This window comes from Rahnella sp. PD4, assembly GCF_049199325.1.
GTDB classification, from domain to species: Bacteria; Pseudomonadota; Gammaproteobacteria; order Enterobacterales; family Enterobacteriaceae; genus Rahnella; species Rahnella perminowiae.
On sequence record NZ_JBLZQF010000001.1, the window covers coordinates 442891 to 461548 of the forward strand.

16 protein-coding genes are annotated in these 18658 nt (G+C 52.3%); 10 read left to right on the top strand and 6 right to left on the bottom strand.

The window, feature by feature from the left end; all coding sequences use genetic code 11:
* Window positions 1–41: 41 nt before the first annotated feature.
* Entirely contained in the window at window positions 42–797 is a 756-nt protein-coding gene (locus ACOZIO_RS01915) for an FNR family transcription factor (RefSeq protein WP_013575564.1), read from the top strand.
* A gap of 134 nt (window positions 798–931) precedes the next feature.
* Window positions 932–1888: a universal stress protein UspE gene (uspE, locus tag ACOZIO_RS01920; protein ID WP_129951327.1), complete on the top strand. Its 957-nt coding sequence runs from the start codon at window positions 932–934 to the stop codon at window positions 1886–1888.
* Window positions 1889–1951: 63 nt separating this feature from the next.
* Here the strand turns inward: uspE and pntB are convergent, their stop codons facing one another.
* Window positions 1952–3343: a Re/Si-specific NAD(P)(+) transhydrogenase subunit beta gene (gene pntB / locus ACOZIO_RS01925; protein ID WP_129951328.1), complete on the bottom strand. Its 1392-nt coding sequence runs from the start codon at window positions 3341–3343 to the stop codon at window positions 1952–1954.
* A 10-nt stretch (window positions 3344–3353) separates the two neighbouring features.
* The gene (pntA, locus tag ACOZIO_RS01930; protein WP_129951329.1) at window positions 3354–4883 is read right to left on the bottom strand and encodes a Re/Si-specific NAD(P)(+) transhydrogenase subunit alpha; all 1530 of its coding nucleotides are present in this window, start codon (window positions 4881–4883) and stop codon (window positions 3354–3356) included.
* Between the two features lie 536 nt (window positions 4884–5419).
* On the opposite strand from pntA, the gene ydgH reads away from it, so the two are divergent.
* A complete protein-coding gene (gene ydgH / locus ACOZIO_RS01935; protein ID WP_129951330.1) occupies window positions 5420–6373 on the top strand; it encodes a DUF1471 family protein YdgH in 954 nt (317 codons plus the stop codon).
* 77 nt (window positions 6374–6450) lie between these two features.
* Here the strand turns inward: ydgH and ACOZIO_RS01940 are convergent, their stop codons facing one another.
* The gene (locus tag ACOZIO_RS01940; protein WP_129951331.1) at window positions 6451–7563 is read right to left on the bottom strand and encodes a dipeptidase; all 1113 of its coding nucleotides are present in this window, start codon (window positions 7561–7563) and stop codon (window positions 6451–6453) included.
* Window positions 7564–7800: 237 nt separating this feature from the next.
* On the opposite strand from ACOZIO_RS01940, the gene ACOZIO_RS01945 reads away from it, so the two are divergent.
* From ACOZIO_RS01945 to dauA, 7 genes are all read left to right on the top strand, one after another.
* Window positions 7801–9396 carry an ABC transporter substrate-binding protein gene (locus tag ACOZIO_RS01945; protein WP_421594871.1) on the top strand — a complete coding sequence of 532 codons (1596 nt, stop codon included), beginning with the start codon at window positions 7801–7803 and terminating at the stop codon, window positions 9394–9396.
* Complete coding sequence (locus tag ACOZIO_RS01950) at window positions 9393–10406, top strand: ABC transporter permease (RefSeq protein WP_129951333.1); 1014 nt, start codon at window positions 9393–9395, stop codon at window positions 10404–10406. The genes ACOZIO_RS01945 and ACOZIO_RS01950 overlap by 4 nt, the downstream gene beginning before the upstream one ends.
* The gene (locus tag ACOZIO_RS01955; protein ID WP_129951334.1) at window positions 10403–11329 is read left to right on the top strand and encodes an ABC transporter permease; all 927 of its coding nucleotides are present in this window, start codon (window positions 10403–10405) and stop codon (window positions 11327–11329) included. Before ACOZIO_RS01950 ends, ACOZIO_RS01955 begins: the two co-directional genes overlap by 4 nt.
* On the top strand, window positions 11329–12159 hold the full coding sequence (locus ACOZIO_RS01960) for an ABC transporter ATP-binding protein (protein WP_217157285.1): 831 nt from the start codon (window positions 11329–11331) through the stop codon (window positions 12157–12159). The genes ACOZIO_RS01955 and ACOZIO_RS01960 overlap by 1 nt, the downstream gene beginning before the upstream one ends.
* Window positions 12156–12929 (top strand): ABC transporter ATP-binding protein, encoded by a 774-nt coding sequence (locus ACOZIO_RS01965; RefSeq protein ID WP_129951335.1) that lies wholly within the window; start codon window positions 12156–12158, stop codon window positions 12927–12929. Before ACOZIO_RS01960 ends, ACOZIO_RS01965 begins: the two co-directional genes overlap by 4 nt.
* A 74-nt stretch (window positions 12930–13003) precedes the next feature.
* Complete coding sequence (locus ACOZIO_RS01970; protein ID WP_129951336.1) at window positions 13004–14563, top strand: serine hydrolase domain-containing protein; 1560 nt, start codon at window positions 13004–13006, stop codon at window positions 14561–14563.
* 172 nt (window positions 14564–14735) lie between these two features.
* Window positions 14736–16403 carry a C4-dicarboxylic acid transporter DauA gene (gene dauA / locus ACOZIO_RS01975; RefSeq protein ID WP_421594872.1) on the top strand — a complete coding sequence of 556 codons (1668 nt, stop codon included), beginning with the start codon at window positions 14736–14738 and terminating at the stop codon, window positions 16401–16403.
* 62 nt (window positions 16404–16465) lie between these two features.
* Here the strand turns inward: dauA and kdsA are convergent, their stop codons facing one another.
* From kdsA to ACOZIO_RS01990, 3 genes are all read right to left on the bottom strand, one after another.
* Entirely contained in the window at window positions 16466–17320 is an 855-nt protein-coding gene (kdsA, locus tag ACOZIO_RS01980; protein WP_015689950.1) for a 3-deoxy-8-phosphooctulonate synthase, read from the bottom strand.
* A gap of 100 nt (window positions 17321–17420) precedes the next feature.
* Window positions 17421–18230, bottom strand: coding sequence for an invasion regulator SirB1 (sirB1, locus tag ACOZIO_RS01985; RefSeq protein WP_129951338.1), 810 nt, complete (start codon window positions 18228–18230; stop codon window positions 17421–17423).
* Window positions 18231–18232: 2 nt separating this feature from the next.
* A complete protein-coding gene (locus ACOZIO_RS01990) occupies window positions 18233–18622 on the bottom strand; it encodes a SirB2 family protein (RefSeq protein WP_129951339.1) in 390 nt (129 codons plus the stop codon).
* Window positions 18623–18658 lie beyond the last annotated feature (36 nt).

Genomic DNA, 18658 nt, shown 5'->3' on the forward strand with positions numbered 1-18658 from the left:
TGTTAAAATTGACCCATATCAATATTGCCAGAGTGACTCTTATGATCCCGGAAAAGCGTATTATTCGACGTATCCAGTCTGGTGGCTGTGCAATCCATTGTCAGGACTGTAGCATCAGCCAGCTTTGTATTCCTTTCACCCTGAACGAACATGAACTCGATCAGTTAGACAACATTATCGAAAGGAAAAAGCCGATCCAAAAAGGTCAGGCATTGTTTAAAGCCGGTGATGAACTGAAGTCTTTATATGCGATTCGTTCCGGCACCATTAAAAGTTACACCATCACTGAGCAAGGCGACGAGCAAATCACTGGCTTCCACCTCGCGGGCGATTTAGTGGGTTTTGATGCCATTGGTGGTTTACAGCATCCAAGTTTTGCACAAGCATTGGAAACGTCCATGGTTTGTGAAATTCCGTTTGAGACCCTCGACGATCTCTCAGGAAAAATGCCGAATCTGCGCCAGCAAATGATGCGTCTGATGAGCGGTGAGATTAAAGGCGACCAGGATATGATCCTGCTGTTGTCGAAGAAAAATGCGGAAGAAAGACTGGCTGCATTTATCTACAACCTCTCCCGCCGCTTTGCACAACGTGGTTTCTCACAGCGCGAATTCCGCCTGACCATGACCCGTGGCGACATCGGTAATTACCTCGGCCTGACCGTGGAAACCATCAGCCGTTTACTCGGCCGTTTCCAGAAATCAGAAATGTTGAGCGTAAAAGGTAAATATATCACCATTGAGAATCATGAAATGCTTTCTCAGTTAGCCGGTCAGTCAGCCCCGGTTTCTGCCTGATAATTGTGAATCGGATCTGCAAGCAATAATTTGTTGATCCGACTCAATTTCTCCTCTGTCCGATTGCTTAATCTTGGTTTACTCTGTACTTAATACACTGACCGCCGTTCTTTTACAGGTGTTAAGGAGTCCCCATGGCTAAGTATCAGAATTTACTGGTTGCTATAGACCCCAATCAGGATGACCAACCCGCACTGCGTCGTGCCGTTTATCTGGTGCAACGTAATGGCGGCCGTATTAAAGCCTTTCTGTCCATTTATGACTTCTCCTATGAGATGACCACTATGCTGTCGCCAGACGAACGGACCAGTATGCGACAAAGTGTGATCAGCGAACGGGAAGAATGGATTAAAGAACAGTGTCGGTATTATATCGAAGCGGGCATTCCCATTGATATCAAAGTTGTCTGGCATAACAAACCTTTCGAAGCCATTATTCAGGAAGTCGTTTCCTCACATCACGACTTGCTGTTAAAAATGGCCCATCAGCACGATCGCCTTGAGTCAGTTATTTTCACCCCGACAGACTGGAACTTGCTGCGTAAATGTCCGTGTCCGGTGTGGATGGTGAAAGACCAGCCGTGGCCGGAAGGTGGCAAAGCGGTTGTTGCCGTCAACCTTTCCAGCGAAGAGCCTTATCACGATCCGCTCAACATTAAGCTGGTGAAAGAAACTATTGAATTGGCGTCTCACGTTAACCAGACGGAAGTACATCTGGTGGGCGCTTATCCGGTTACCCCTATCAACATTGCTATCGAACTGCCCGATTTTGACCCGAGCGTGTATAACGATGCAATCCGCGGTCAGCATCTGATCGCGATGAAAGCGTTGCGTCAAAAATTCCAGCTGGATGAGAAGTTCACGCATGTGGAAAAAGGTCTGCCCGAAGAAGTCATTCCTGACCTTGCAGAGCATTTGCAGGCGGGTGTCGTTGTTCTCGGCGCTATTGGCCGCACCGGCCTTTCCGCTGCATTTTTAGGTAATACAACCGAGCAGGTGATCGACCATCTGAAATGCGATTTGCTGGCAATCAAACCGGATGATTTCGAATGCCCTATTACGCCCGATGACGAAGAAGATGAAGACGAATAAAATCTGATTCATGCATAAATAAAGGCCAGTCGACTGACTGGCCTTTTTCATTACTGAGGGTGATTACAATGCACGCAGAATTTTCTCTACGCTTTCTTTGGCATCACCAAACAGCATTTGGGTATTTTCTTTGAAGAACAGCGGGTTCTGCACACCGGCATAACCGGTATTCATTGAACGTTTAAATACGATCACGTTCTGCGCTTTCCATACTTCCAGCACTGGCATACCCGCGATCGGACTGCGCGGATCTTCCTGTGCAGCCGGGTTCACGGTGTCATTGGCCCCGATAACCAGCACAACGTCGGTATCGCTGAAATCATCATTGATCTCATCCATTTCCAGCACGATGTCATACGGCACTTTTGCTTCGGCCAGCAATACGTTCATATGTCCCGGCAGTCGTCCTGCAACAGGGTGAATACCGAAACGCACCTTGATACCTTTTGCCCGTAATTTCGCGGTGATGTCATGTACCGGATACTGTGCCTGAGCAACTGCCATTCCGTAGCCAGGAGTAATGATCACTGAACTGGCGTTTTTGAGCATGTCAGCCACTTCTTCCGCGCTGGCTTCGTGATATTCACCCATCTCTTCAGCATCACCGGTAGAAGAACCATCAGTACCGAAACCGCCTGCAATCACGCTAATGAATGAACGGTTCATGGCTTTACACATGATATAGGAAAGGATCGCACCGGAAGACCCCACCAGCGCACCGGTGACGATCAGCAAGTCGTTGCTGAGCATGAAACCCGCTGCAGCCGCAGCCCAACCGGAATAGGAGTTCAGCATGGAAACCACAACCGGCATATCAGCGCCACCGATTGAGGACACCAGATGCCAGCCAAACGCCAGTGCGATCACGGTCATGATCAGTAATGCGAGAACCTGAAGTCCGATGCTTTCAGTGCGAACAAACATCACCATCAGCAGGAAGGAAACAACCAGCGCCGCCAGATTCAGTTTATGACGGTGTGGCAACGCCAGCGGTTTGGAAGAGATAATCCCCCGCAGTTTGCCAAACGCCACAATCGATCCGGTAAAGGTCACTGCGCCGATGAAGATGCCGAGAAACACTTCGGTCAGATGGATATTTTCCATCACGCCTTCCATCGGCACTGCACCATGATCCAGATAGCTGTTAAAGCCTACCAAAACCGCGGCCAGACCCACAAAGCTATGCAATATCGCCACCAGCTCAGGCATTTCGGTCATTTCGACTTTTCGTGCCAGATAAACACCAATCGCACCGCCTATCACCATAGCAACGATGATCCAGCCAACATTGCCGGAGTCTGGCCCGAGGATAGTCGCGATTAACGCGATTGCCATCCCGGTAACACCGAAAATATTACCCTGCTTCGATGTCTCATGTTTCGACAGCCCCGCAAGGCTGCAAATAAACAAAATGGCGGCAACAATATATGCTGCTGTTACTAAACCCCCAGACATATGTTACCCCTTAGTTCTTACGAAACATCTTCAGCATGCGCTGAGTGACGGTGAATCCGCCGAAAATATTGATACTGGCAATCAGAACCGCGACGAAGGACAGGAAACTCACCCAACCGCCGTGGCCAATTTGCAGCACGGCACCGACCACGATAATCCCTGAGATGGCGTTAGTGACCGACATCAGCGGAGTATGCAGCGCATGACTGACATTCCACACCACGTAATAACCGACCACGCATGACAACGCGAACACGGTAAAGTGGGAAAGGAACTCTTTCGGAGCCACATTCGCCAGCCAGCCAAACAATACAATCGCTACCGCCATAATGATGAATTTGGTCCACGGCGACGCCGGTTTGGCTTCAACTTTGGCAACCGGTTCTGCGGCTTTCGCAGCCTGAGGCTGAGCAGATACCTGAATCGGCGGTGCAGGCCAGGTGACTTCACCGGATCTGACCACGGTTACGCCGCGCACAACGGTATCCTCGAAATCAATCTCAATTTCACCGTTCTTTTCTTTGCACAGCAGCTTCAACAGGTTAACCAGGTTGGTGCCGTAAAGCTGGGAAGATTGCGTAGGCAGACGACTTGGCAAGTCGGTATAGCCGATAATCTTCACGCCGTTTTCAGTGGTGGTAATTTTGTCGGCGACGGTCAGTTCACAGTTACCCCCGGTCTGAGCAGCCAGATCGACGATCACACTGCCCGGCTTCATGGATGCGACCATCTCCTGGGTAATGAGCTTCGGTGCCGGACGGCCAGGGATCAGCGCCGTCGTAACGATAATGTCCACTTCTTCGGCCTGCGCTGCAAACAGCGCCATTTCCGCTTTAATGAACGCTTCGGACATCACTTTGGCATAACCGTCACCGCTGCCCGCTTCTTCCTCGAAATCCAGCTCGAGGAATTCAGCTCCCATACTCTGGACTTGCTCTTTCACTTCAGGACGGGTATCAAACGCACGGACGATAGCACCGAGGCTACCTGCCGCACCAATAGCAGCCAGACCGGCCACACCGGCGCCGATAATCATCACTTTTGCCGGAGGTACTTTACCCGCAGCGGTGATTTGCCCGGTAAAGAAACGGCCAAATTCGTGCGCCGCTTCAACGATCGCACGATAACCGGCGATGTTAGCCATGGAACTCAGGGCATCGAGGGATTGCGCACGGGAAATTCGTGGCACGGAATCCATAGCCATTGCGGTCACCTGGCGGTCGGCCAGTTTTTGGATCAGCTCAGGGTTTTGCGCAGGCCAGATAAAGCTGACTAACGTGGTGCCTGCCTGTAATTTATCGATTTCATCGTTTTCAGGCGCATTCACCTTCAACACGATATCGGATTGCCATACATCATCGCCACTGACGACCGTCGCTCCCGCTTGTTCATACGCAGAGTCTTCAAAGCTGGCTAACTTACCGGCCCCCTGTTCGATAGCGACCGTAAAGCCAAGCTTCAGCAACTGTTCCACCGTTTTCGGTGTGGCTGCGACCCTGGCTTCATTGGTCAACCGCTCTCTTGGTACACCAATACGCATAATTTATTCCCTTCACCCTTTTCATTGATGATTTTGTCATCGACATAACAAATCACGTACAAGCCTGTCGGTTAATAGCCGTCACCGAATTTTATTTTTTCAGGCTGCTTATAACCTACTGAATATCTAATCAATAATCTACGTATCACAGTGATAGACAGGTAATTAATAATAAAAAAATTGATATAGTCCGCAAACCTGCTGCAAACCTTGAGAACCAAGCCTTTAATCCACCTTATAACGCGCATAACGCCGGATCAATCACTCAGCTCCCCCTTCCTTAACCCGCTCATGGTGGGCATAGAAGTTAGAAAATAGTGAATAATTAACATTTATTTCACTACCTGGATTATTCAACAAACTTATATACGTTATGTGTAGTGAAAAAAGTAATGTGATATGTCGTACGTGCTCGCATTATTGCCATAAATTGCTGAGACACTCGGCATTGTTACATGCAATAATCGGCCGCTAACCTGTTACACATCAAAAATTCAGCACGTTTCAACATTACTGCGCAAGGTGAAAGGATTTTTATGAAGCTGACAAAAACGATCATCGCATCGGCCCTGTTTTCTGTTTCTGCGCTGTCTGCTGCACATGCCGCGCAGGAAATTAGCCCGCAGAAAGCAGCAGCCATCAAGCCTTTTGATCGCATTGTTATTACCGGGCGGTTCAACACGCTGGGCGACGCCGCTGACGCCGTTTCCCGCCGTGCCGATACGCTGGGTGCAGATTATTTTTATATTCAGGATACCAACAGCACTAACAATAGCGGCAACTGGCGCGTAGTTGCAGACATCTATAAAAAAGATGCGCCAGAAATCAGCAAAGATCCGCACTATCGTGTTATCAACGGGGTGGTTGAATTGCCTAAAGACGTTGCTTACGGCCTCGAACCTTTCGATACCGTCACAGTTAACGGTTTCTACCGCAGCCAGCCAGACGTCAACGATGCCATTACGAAAGCAGCGAAAGAAAAAGGGGCATATTCCTTCTTCATCGTTCGCCAGATTGATGCCAACAGCGGCGGCAATCAGTACATCACTGCATTTATTTACAAGAAAGATGCGCAAAAGCGTGTTGTCCAGTCTCCGGATGCTATCCCTGCTGATTCTGAAGCCGGTAAAGCAGCACTGGCAGCGGGCGGTGCAGCAGCAGCCAGGGTTGAGATCCCCGGCGTGGCTTCCTCTGGTAGCCCAAGCCGTGATGTCGGCCGTTTCTTTGAAACACAATCCTCAACCGGTCAGCGCTACACGGTGACTGCTACTAACGGTGCTAAGATTCAGGAAGTGAATGACGTGACCGCTGCTCAGATGGTTCCGTTTGATTCCACCACTTTCACCGGCCACTTCAACAGCACCACGGATGTTTCGCAAGAAGTCGCGAACCGTGCAGCGGCCAAAGGCGCCAAGTTCTACCACATTACCCGCCAGTGGCAGAACAAAAGCGGCGGCAACCTGACTGTGAGCGCAGACTTCTTCAAATAAGTCTGAATAACAGCAGCAAAAAGGCAGCCCCGGTGGCTGCCTTTTCTTTTTTTACCGCGAGAACCTTTCTGGTCAGATTAGCTTCCCCAGGTACGCTCCAGCACGTTCACCCAGTTTTTGTAGCAGATTTTTTCCAGCAGTTCCTTGCCGTAGCCCGCTTTGCGCAACGCTTCAACCAGCACCGGTAACCCGCGCACATCTTTTAAAAACGGCGCCATTGAAGCTCCGTCAAAGTCCGATCCCAATCCGACCCCGTCCTCACCCAGGTGTTCAAGCAGGTAATCCACGTGACGCACCATGATATCGGTGCCGGTATCATCGCTGCGCTTGCCATCTTCGCGCAGGAATGGCACCGCAAAGTTCAGCCCGACGAACCCCTGGCTTTCTCTGATTGCTCCCAGTTGTTGATCGGTCAGGTTACGTGACTGCGGGCAGATGCTGAATGCATTGGAATGGCTCGCCACCAGCGGCGCATCACTTAACTCAGCCACCTGCCAGAACCCTTTTTCGTTGAGATGAGAGAGATCAATCATGATGCGTTTCTGGTTACAGGCTTTCACCAGACGCACCCCCGCCTCCGTCAGCCCCGGCCCGGTATCCGGTGAGGTTTGATATTTAAACGGGACACCCTCACCGAAAATGTTAGGCCGGCTCCATACCGGCCCCAGAGAACGCAACCCCATGCTGTAAAGCACATCGAGATTATACAACTCCTCATCAATCGCCTCAGCGCCCTCAATATGCATAACCACTGCTAATGCATGATTATCCATTGACTGTCTGATCTCCTGCGCAGTGCGGCAAATTTTCACCTTCCCCTGCGACTGCGCTTCGATTCTCAGCAGGAATGCCATCATGCCAAATGTGACATCACGTGCAAAATCGAAAGAAGGTGTCGGGGAAAAATCAGGATGTTTTTGAGTACCTTCCGGCAGAAAACGCGTATCCACTGAACGATCCGGCACGCTATTTGCTAGATCAACATCAGGAGTCGGCACCCAGGCGGCGAAAAGCCCGCCAGCAAAGCCTGCTTCACGACAGCGCGGCAGGTCCAGTTGCCCGCTGGCGGGTCCCTGAAGGAATGCACGCTCAGGATCTTGGCGATGTGCTGTCCAAAGCTGCAGCAACACATCGTTATGTCCATCAAAAACCGGCATTAATTCTTCAGTTCCGTGCGCTACGTTATTCATAAAAAGCTCTACCTTTGATTAAGCATGACTAAGACAACGGAGATTTGTTCGTGCGGGGTGCAGTAAGACCGTCATGCTGCACCAGCGTTGAACAAAGACAGTACGCTTCAAATGCGTTTTCGATATGAGATGTCGACGACGTGTTTTTCATTTAAGCCCGTTGCCCGGAATTAAGTCAAGGGTATGGCACTGTAATTTTTAATTTTACTTTTATATATCAATCTCATGGGAGTAGTTATGGTTACCAGGCGTCAATTTGTTACCGGTTTTTCCGCAATACCTGTGCTGTCCTACCTGAAGTTTGATGCCGTGTTTGCTGCCACTCCGGCATCAATACTGGTCATGGCCATCCAGCTCGACATCGTTACCAGCCTTGATCCGCATGAAAGCTTCGAATCCGTGGGCAGTGAAATTACCGGCAATATGTATCAGCAACTGGTGAAACCTAAACTGGCGTCCCCTGATGAAATCGAAGGTGATCTGGCTGTTTCATGGGCCGCTTCTGACGATAAAAAAACCTTTACCTTCAAGCTGGATCCGAAAGCCAAATGGGCCGATGGCAAACCGGTCACGGCAGAAGACGCCGCTTTCTCCCTGCAACGCGTGGTAAAACTTGATAAGAGCCCGGCCTATATTATTAACCAGTTTGGTTACACTAAAGATAACGTCGAAAGCCTGATCACCGCCCCTGACGCCGAAACGCTGGTGATTAAAACCGCTGAACCGGCATCTGAATCTTTCCTGCTCTATTGCCTGACCGCCAACGTCGGCAGCATCGTGCAAAAATCTGCCTGTCTGGCGAATCAGACCGGAGATGATCTGGGTAACGGATGGCTGAAGAAAAACAGTGCCGGTTCAGGTGCGTTCAAACTGCGCGACTGGAAAGTCAGCGAATCTGTGATTCTGGAAAGCAACAAAAACAACCCGCACGCGGGCAAGATCCAGCGCATCATTATGCGTCATATCATTGACCCTTCCGCACAGTTGCTGATGCTGCAAAAAGGCGATGTGGATATCGCCCGGAACCTGACCACCGAGCAGTTACGTCCGCTGATCAACGACAAAAACTTCACGCTGGTACAAAAAGGTATCGCCGGTACCTTTATGCTGTCTGCCAATACCGCACATCCGAATCTGGCTAAACCGCAGGTCTGGCAGGCGATCAAATGGGCCATCGATTACGAGAATATCCAGCAGCATATCGTGCCGCTGACGCATAAAATCCATCAGAGCTTCCTGCCGGAAGGTTTCCCGGCGGCAGTGAATACCATCATGTACAAACGTGATGTGGCTAAAGCCAAAGCGTTGCTGGCCGAAGCCGGTTTCCCTAACGGTTTTGAAATTACATTAGATCACTACTCCGCCTCACCCTCTTCTGACATTGTGCAGGCATTGCAGTCAAACCTCGCGGAAGTCGGGATTAAAGTCACGCTGCTGGCAGCGGAAAGTCGCCAGGTTCTGACCAAAATGCGTGCGCGTCAGCAACAACTGGCGATGACCCAATGGGGCGCGGACTACTTTGACCCTAACTCTAACGCCGAAGCCTTCTGCAGTAATCCCGATAATACCGACAAAGCCAAGAGTCGCACACTGGCATGGCGCTGCAACTGGCAGGATAAAGAAATTTCAGATCTCAGCACCAAAGCGCTGAAAGAATCGGATCCGGCCACCCGCATCAAACTGTATGAAAAATTGCAGACCAGACATATGGAAAACAGCCCGTTTGCCATCATGCTGCAACCGACCATGACCGCCGCCTGCCGCAACGTGATTTCCGGCGTGGTATTAACTGTAATGAGCACCAGCCCCTACGAGAAGGTTGTTAAAGCGTGAGCAAGAGACTCAAAGGATTTCTGAGTACCTGCATCAGCGTTTGTCTTACTTTGTTTGGTCTGTCGGTAGTGACTTTTTTCATTGGTCGCGTCATGCCGACGGACCCGGTTCTGGCTGCGGTTGGCGATAACGCCCCGCAGGCAGTCGTCGAACGGGTTCGTCATGAAATGGGGCTGGATCAGCCCCTCTGGTTGCAATTTTTCCATTATCTCAGTCAGGTATTCCACGGTGATTTAGGGCGATCCGCCCTGACCTCCAATCTGGTCACTACGGACATCGCCCGTTTTTTCCCCGCCACACTGGAGCTGGCCACAGCGGCGATCATTATCGCCGCCATTGTCGGTATTCCGCTGGGTGTCTGGGCCGCTACCCGTCAGGGAAGCTGGATTGATCAGACTATCCGCGTGGTCTGTCTGGCCGGTCACTCGCTGCCGGTTTTCGTGCTGGCCCTGCTCAGCCTGCTGATTTTCTACTCCGCGCTGGGTATCGCGCCGGGACCGGGGCGCCAGGACATCATCTATCAGGATATGATCCCACAGGTGACCGGTTTACTGACGGTTGATTCCCTGCTGGCGGGTGATATGGGCGCATTTTGGGACGCGCTCGCTCATATGGTGCAGCCGGTTCTGATCCTCGCGTATTTCAGCATGGCCTACATTACCCGCATGACCCGCACTTTTATGCTCAACGCGTTGGGCGGCGAATACGTGATCACCGCCCGCGCCAAAGGCCTCCCGGCGCGACGGGTTATCTGGAAACATGCATTCCCCACCGTCGGCGTACAACTGATCACCGTGCTGGCCCTGACGTACGCAGGTTTGCTGGAAGGTGCCGTGGTCACAGAAAACGTCTTCTCCTGGCCGGGTCTTGGACAATATCTCACCGTGTCGCTGATGAACGCGGATATGAATCCGGTGATCGGCTCAACGTTGCTGATTGGCGCGATTTATGTGCTGCTCAACCTGCTGGCTGACCTTCTCTACCGACTATTGGATCCCCGCGTAAAATGAGCACTCTTCCTGTCACACCTCAACCCCGCGCGGGCAGCCGCGCCTGGCTGCTGGCGGATACGCCGCACACCCGTACGCAAGCCGTCTGGGGCCGCCGTTACCGTATCTGGCTTGGCCTGCGTAAAAATCCTCTGGCAGTCACCGGCCTGTTCACCGTGCTGCTTGTCTTGCTGGTTTCCCTCTGCGCCCCCTGGCTGACCAGTTATGACCCAGGTGTACAAGACCTGGCGCACCGTCTGGCGAAACCCTCTTCCCTGCACTGGCTGGGCACCGATGAACTGGGCCGCGACACCCTGAGCCGCATTCTTTATGGTGGCCGGATTACGCTCGGTATGGTGATCGTGGTAGTCGCGATCGTCGCCCCGTTAGGCTTGCTGATCGGTTGCGTGGCGGGTTATGCCGGCGGTTTACTCGATCGCATCCTGATGCGCATCACCGACATCTTTCTGGCCTTCCCGCGCCTGATTCTGGCACTGGCCTTTGTAGCTGCGCTGAAACCCGGTATCGAAAGCGCCATTCTGGCTATCGCCCTCACGGCCTGGCCACCGTATGCCCGCCTTGCGCGCGCGGAAACCATGCAGGTGCGCGGCACGGATTACATTGCCGCCTGCCGTCTGACCGGTGCGACACCAGCCCGCATCGTGCTGCACCATATTATGCCGCTGTGTGTGCCGAGCCTGGTAGTGCGTATCACACTCGACATGAGTTCGATCATTATCACTGCCGCCAGTCTGGGCTTTTTAGGCATGGGCGCTCAGCCGCCATCACCGGAATGGGGCGCGATGATAGCCACTGCCCGCCGGTTCCTGTTCAGTGAATGGTGGGTACCGTTAATTCCGGCCATAGCCATTTTTGTGACCTCTCTGGCGTTTAACTTCCTCGGCGACGGGCTGCGTGACGTTCTCGATCCTAAGGAGCAATGATGCTGGTTGATATTAAAGACTTGCATATTACATTTCAGACCAACAGCGGCAGTTTCGACGCCGTTCGCGGCGTATCGCTGTCATTGGGCAAGGAGAAGTTTGGGATCGTGGGCGAAAGTGGCTCCGGTAAATCCCTGACAGCACGTTGCCTGATGAACCTTCTGCCTTCCGCTGCAAAGTGCCGCGCCGAAACGCTGTCTTTCGACGGCATCGATCTGCGCAATGCCAGCGAAAAGCAAATGCGTCAGATCCGCGGCAAGCGCGTGGGTTTCATTTTGCAGGATCCGAAGTATTCATTGAATCCGGTGATGCCGATTGGTAAACAGGTGGCAGAAGCCTGGCAAACACATAAAGGAGGCTCGAAAAAACAGGCGATGAATGCCGCCATAGAACTGCTCGATCAGGTGCGTATCCGTGATCCGCACAAAGTCGCGGGCCGTTATGCACATGAAGTCTCCGGCGGCATGGGCCAGCGCGTGATGATTGCCATGATGCTGGCACCGGATCCGGAGCTGATGATTGCCGATGAACCGACCAGCGCACTGGATGCCACCGTGCAGGCTGAGATTTTGCGTCTGCTGGATGACCTGGTGTCCGGTCGTGGTATGGGGCTGATTCTGATCAGCCATGATTTACCTCTGGTGTCGAAATTCTGCGACCGCGTGGCCGTCATGTACGCCGGGCGTATTGTCGAAACGTTACAGGCGGGTGATTTGCTCAAAGCACAACATCCTTACACGCGCGGACTGCTGGAATGCCTGCCATCGCTCAAACATCCGCGGGACAGACTGCCGGTGCTGGTACGTGACGAAGCATGGAAAACCTCATGACAGTAGAATCCCCCCCTTTAGATAACAGCAAAATTATCCTCAATAACCTGCGCATCGCGTTCGGCGATACCGAGGTGGTGAAAGGCGTGAGTTTCAGTGTCGCACCCGGCGAATGTTTCGGCATCGTAGGAGAAAGCGGTTCGGGCAAATCCACAATTTTGCGCGCGCTGGCCGGGTTAAATCAGGCATGGTCCGGTGGGATGACCATTGGCGGCGAAGACCAGGTGCCGGTGCGTCAGAAACGCTTTTTCCGCCGCGTACAGATGGTATTTCAGGATCCGTACGGCTCGCTGCACCCGCGCCAGACCATTGACCGCATCCTCAGCGAACCGTTGATCGTGCACGGGTTTCTGAATATCGAAAAACGCATAACTGATGCGCTGGCTGAAGTCGGCCTGCCACAGGCGGTGCGTTTTCGCTTCCCGCATCAGCTTTCCGGCGGCCAACGCCAGCGGGTCGCTATCGCGCGGGCGATGATTTCAGAACCGGAAATTTTACTGCTCGATGAACCGACCTCGGCGCTGGATGTTTCAGTGCAGGCTGAGATCCTCAATCTGCTAAGCGACCTGCGTGAGCGCCGCAAACTGACTTATATTCTGGTCAGTCACAATCTGGCTGTCGTAACGCATCTTTGCACCAGCATTGGCGTGATGATTGGTGGTGAAATGGTCGAACTTCTGAGCGCGGACGATTTACGGATGGGCAACGTCAGCCATCCGCATACCGCTGAGTTGCGATCGTTAAGTCTCAGTTTAGAGGAACCCGAATAAACCTTCCTGCACGGAAGGTTTATGGATTTCACGGGCGGCCCACTTTTTCACTGAAAGATAGTCAGGAGACATTAATGACATCCACCGCACAGTCTGCATTACAGTGGCAGGCGGCTGAAGAAACAGCAAAGCGTATCACCCGGAACTGGGATAAACCCGGTGAACCGGGGGGTGCAATCACCCTTTTCGACAGTAAAGCTCTCCGTGGTTTCGCGACCGGCGGACTGGCAAATCTCAGCACCTCAATACCTTTTAGTATCGATTCTGTTGTCCGCTATGCCTCAGTCACGAAACATATTTTTTCCACCCTGGCTTTGCTGAAAAGCCATGCCGGTCTGTCGGCGAGTGATACCCTCGGCCAATATTTACCGCAACTGAAAGCGCCGATGTCTCGGGTCACTGTCGGGCAGGCGCTGGACATGACAGGCGGTTTGCCGGACGTGCGGGAAACCCTCTCTCTGCTGGGCATTTCGGTTTACAACGTCAGCGAAGCCGCTGCCATTATGGAATTTCTGGCGCAGGACGGCGCGCTGAACTTCAAGGCAGGTACTGAAATTTCCTACAGCAATACCGGTTACCGGCTGGTAGAAGAGATCCTCAAACAACAAGGCATTTTGTTTGAGGATCTGCTGCAAAAGCATATCGCGCAGCCGCTGGGGATCGCCTTTCATGCCCCGGAAACCTGGTTCGATATCGTCCCGGATCTGGTCCCCGGTTACTGGCAGGACACAACAGGCTGGAAAACAGCTGTCGCGGGTTTACATTTGTCCGCATCCGGCAGCCTCACCGGCAGCCTGCGTTCGCTTTCAGTGTGGCTGCAAAGCCTGCTTTCACAAAGCGGACCCGGTGCGGGCGTACTGAAAACACTGACAGAACCACGCTATTTGCATGGCAATATTCCTTCCGCTTACGGACTGGGCATCACCTCGACACAAATCGGTGAACATAGGGTTTACGGCCACGGGGGTTCCCATGCCGGTTATAAAACCTATTTCCTGCTCCATCCTGAGCTTGACGCAGGCATTGCGCTGGTCTCTAACCGCGAAGACACCACGGCCTTTACCCACGCGCTGGACGTCATGTCGTCACTGTTAGCGACGCCGCTTCCGGCACGCAGTCATGCTTTGCCGGATGGCTTATATTCCAGCGCGGCTGAGCCTTACTGGTTGAAAGTGAGCAACGGCACTGCCAGTTATCTCGGTTCAGCGGATAATTTGTATCAGGGCGCGGATGTCGACGAAGCCATCACGCTTTCCGCGCATATGCCGATGCGTCTGCGCTGGAACGGCACCGCCATTCAGGGTGAGATCGGCCATGCACCACGTTATTTCACTCCCGTGGAACCCAACGATTGCCTGAAAATGGTACAGGGACGCTGGTATCATCCTCAATCGAAAGCCGCCTTTGATATTGAAGGCGATCAATTGCTTATCGGTGTCGGCACGTTACGCGCCAGTGGTCAGCTGACTTCGCTGGGTGCGGGACGCTTACTGGTGGAACTTCCTGACGGTCCGTGGAAGAAAAACTTCTGCCTGTATTTCCAGGGCTACACGGTAAAACTCATCTCCAACCGTAGCCGTGTATTGAATTTCCGCCGTGATGAGTGCCGCAGCACCTGGCATCCGGGAACATAACTTCTGTACAATCATCCTGCAGAACGCCCCCGGAGCACGTCTGGTGGCGTTTTTTTCATGCCAAGCTTGATTTATGTCTGCGCGATGCGGACCTGAAAGGCGTAGGCTACTCTTTTTCCGGTGAAGGAGTACCGGGTTCATATCCATTTTTCTGTCAGGTGATTTACATCCTATGAATACTTCAGGAAGACGCCATATCAGGCCTTTCAGCGCACTGATAGACGCCTGTTTTCGTGAAAAATATACGCTTCAACGTTTACTCAACGATGCCATTGCCGGCGTCACTGTGGGGATCATCGCCATCCCGCTGGCAATGGCACTGGCAATTGCCAGCGGTGTACCGCCGCAATACGGGCTGTATACATCGGCCATTGCAGGGATTGTCATCGCTGTTTTCGGTGGCTCGCGCTTCAGTGTTTCGGGCCCGACGGCGGCGTTTGTTGTTATTCTTTACCCTGTGTCGCAACAGTTCGGCTTGTCCGGTTTATTGCTGGCTACGCTGATGTCAGGTTTCATGCTTCTTCTCATGGGGATGGCGCGTTTTGGCAGGCTGATTGAATACATCCCGCTGCCTGTCACCCTCGGCTTCACCTCCGGTATTGCGATCACCATCGGTACCATGCAGTTCAAAGATTTCTTTGGTCTGACGATGGCGACAGTGCCGGAACATTATCTGAGTAAAGTGGCGGCGCTGGTAATGGCGCTGCCCACGCTGGATATTGGCGATGCCGCCACAGGCATTGTGACTCTTGGTATATTAATCTTCTGGCCAAAACTGGGATTGCGTGTGCCCGGCCATCTTCCGGCTTTGCTGGCTGGTTGTGCGGTGATGGCAATTTTCATGCAGGCAGGACACCCGATTGCCACCATAGGTTCACGCTTTCATTTCCTGCTGCCTGACGGTTCGCAGGGCAACGGTATTCCGTCAATTCTGCCGCAGTTCACCCTGCCGTGGACACAAAACGGCGGCGGGGGTCTGAGCTGGACGCTGGTGCAGGCGCTGTTACCGGCAGCGTTCTCAATGGCGATGCTGGGCGCGATTGAATCACTGCTGTGCGCCGTCGTGCTTGATGGCATGACCGGCAAAAAACACCATTCGGATAATGAACTGATCGGTCAGGGTATCGGCAATATGATCAGCCCCTTTTTTGGCGGCATCACCGCCACAGCGGCGATTGCACGTTCTGCGGCTAACGTTCGCGCGGGTGCAACCTCTCCGGTTTCTGCCATTATTCACTCGCTGCTGGTGATCCTCGCGCTGCTCATTCTGGCACCCCTGCTTTCCTGGCTGCCGCTGGCGGCGATGGCGGCGCTGTTGCTGATGGTGGCATGGAATATGAGCGAAGCGCATAAAGTGGTGGATTTACTGCGCCGCGCGCCAAAAGACGACATTCTGGTGATGCTGACCTGTATGAGCCTGACGGTGCTGTTCGACATGGTGATCGCGATTACTGCGGGTATCGTGATGGCGTCGCTGCTGTTTATGCGCCGTATTGCCAAACTCACCCGCCTGACCGAAGTCCTGTCCGAAACTCCCGAAGATGCGCTGGTTCTGCGGATCAATGGCCCGCTGTTCTTTGCTGCGGCGGAACGTATCTTCAGTGAATTGCAGGTACGCAGTGAAGGTAAGAAAGTGATCGTTCTGGTGTGGGATCGTGTGGCCGTGCTCGATGCCGGTGGCGTCAGTGCATTACGCCATTTTATCAATACCCTGCCGCTGGGCACGGAACTGAGAATCGCAGAGATCCCTTTCCAGCCGCTGAAAACACTCGCCCGCGCGAGAATGCAACCGGTTGAAGGCAAGCTAAGTTTCCACAGCTCCTTACAGGATGCGTTATAACTCTGCGCGGTAAACGACAAAGGCGACCGGAGGTCGCCTTTGTTTTATCTGCACATTGTCAGTTATTTACTGGTATCGAGCGCCGGGAAGCTTTTCACCAGATCGTCGATGGCTTTCATCTGGACCAGGAAAGGTTCCAGTTTATCCAGCGGCAATGCTGACGGACCGTCGCATTTTGCATGAGCCGGATCTTCATGAGCTTCAATGAACAGACCGGCGATGCCTACCGCCATACCGGCACGCGCAAGTTCAGCGACCTGAGCACGACGACCACCCGAAGCCGCACCGAACGGATCACGGGTTTGCAGTGCGTGCGTCACGTCGAAGATCACCGGATGGCCGCCAGTGGCATTGATCATCACATTCATGCCCAACATGTCGACAACCAGGTTGTCATAACCAAAGTTGCTGCCGCGATCGCACAAAATCACCTGATCGTTGCCGCCTTCTTTGAATTTATCGACGATGTTACCCATCTGTCCCGGACTGACGAACTGTGGTTTTTTCACATTAATTACTGCACCGGTTTTCGCCATCGCTTCAACCAGATCGGTCTGACGCGCCAGGAAGGCCGGTAACTGAATCACATCAACCACTTCAGATACAGGCTGTGCTTGCCAGGATTCATGCACGTCGGTGATGATTTTCACGCCGAATGCTTTTTTCAGCTCCTGGAAAATTTTCATGCCTTCATCCAGACCCGGGCCACGGTAGGAATGAATAGATGAGCGGTTGGCTTTATCGAAAGACGCCTTGAATACGTAAGGAATGCCGAGTTTCTGCGTCACAGTGACGTAATGCTCACATACACGCATCGCCATATCGCGCGATTCGAGTACATTCATTCCGCCGAACAATACAAACGGCAGATCATTGGCGACTTTGATGTCCTGAATGCTAACCACTTTATGTTTCATGCTTTGGCCTTTTTAGTGATAAATCTTTCATCCGGAAGTTACATAACGGATTGTTCTGGAACGGCATTCCGGATGTGATGTAAGGTAAGGTAAGTATAAATTAGTGCAACGTGACTTGCTTGTGCTCAATCGAATGGATTTGCACTTTAATCACCTCTGAAATCGGGTCTTCCGGGCACTGCTCAACAAAATAGTTAAGATCAGAGATCGCCACATGATCGCATTCCAGCTGGGCATAAATCAGCCCGCGATCGCGGATTTCATACGGATCTTCCGGATCGAACTGCAGTACCGTTTCACTGGCGCGCAGAGCCAGTTCAAACTGTTTTTCTTCCATCAGCGCCGCTTTCAGTGTATCGAGCATTTTGCGAACGATCAGCGTGTTTTCCGCTTCTTCCAGATCGTCATCTTCTATTTCCGCCATCACGCCCAGATTCCCTTTCAGCCACACACTGAGCATATGCTCGTTGAGTGTATCGCCGTTGATCGGATTCAGCAGCCACATTTCTTCGTCAAGCCAGTCGGCACGCAAGATAAGCTGAGTGGGGAAAATTACCGGCATCAGCGGCAAACTCAGTTCATGGGCAATGTGCAGAAAAATCACACCCAGTGAAACCGGTGTACCCTGGCGTGAGGACAGTACTTTGTCGATCCAGATAGCGTCAGACAGACGATAAACGCCCCCCGCGCCACCAAAACCCCAGGTGCGGTAAAACAGTTCAATCAACACTTCGAGCTGCTGATCCTGATCAAGCTCTTCGGGAACGACGCGGCGGGCTTCATCGACCAGTGCCTGCAACTGGTGGCGAACGTCGTCCGCATTGAAATCGAAACGCACGGCTTCCGTTACTTTGATCACGCCGGTACTGAGCCGGGCGGTGTTAAATTCAAAATCAGCAAGGGTACTCATAGTTATCCCATTAGCAGCGGTATTTTCGTCAGCGCCAGTTTAAGAATCAGATACAAGCAAGCGAGCGCCAGAATAAAGGCCAGCCAGCGGGTGTTCTGGCTAACAGGTCGCTTGCTCAGAGCCACAAAACCCAGCGCGATATAGATAATAACGCCAAAAATCTTTTCGGTCAGCCAGGTTCCCTGAGGGCTGAACGGATAAAAGTGTGTGATGAAGATAAGCGAAATACCACTTAATAACAGTAAAGTATCCACCATATGCGGAACGATCTTCACCCAGCGTTTCTGCATCATAGCAGAACCCGCCCATTTCCAAAAAAATCGTAAAACAAACAATACAATACTCAGGGTTACAGTGAACAGATGCAGATACTTGATCCAGACATATGCCATGACCCGTTTCCTTTAAATTTACTTTTTTGGATTGAT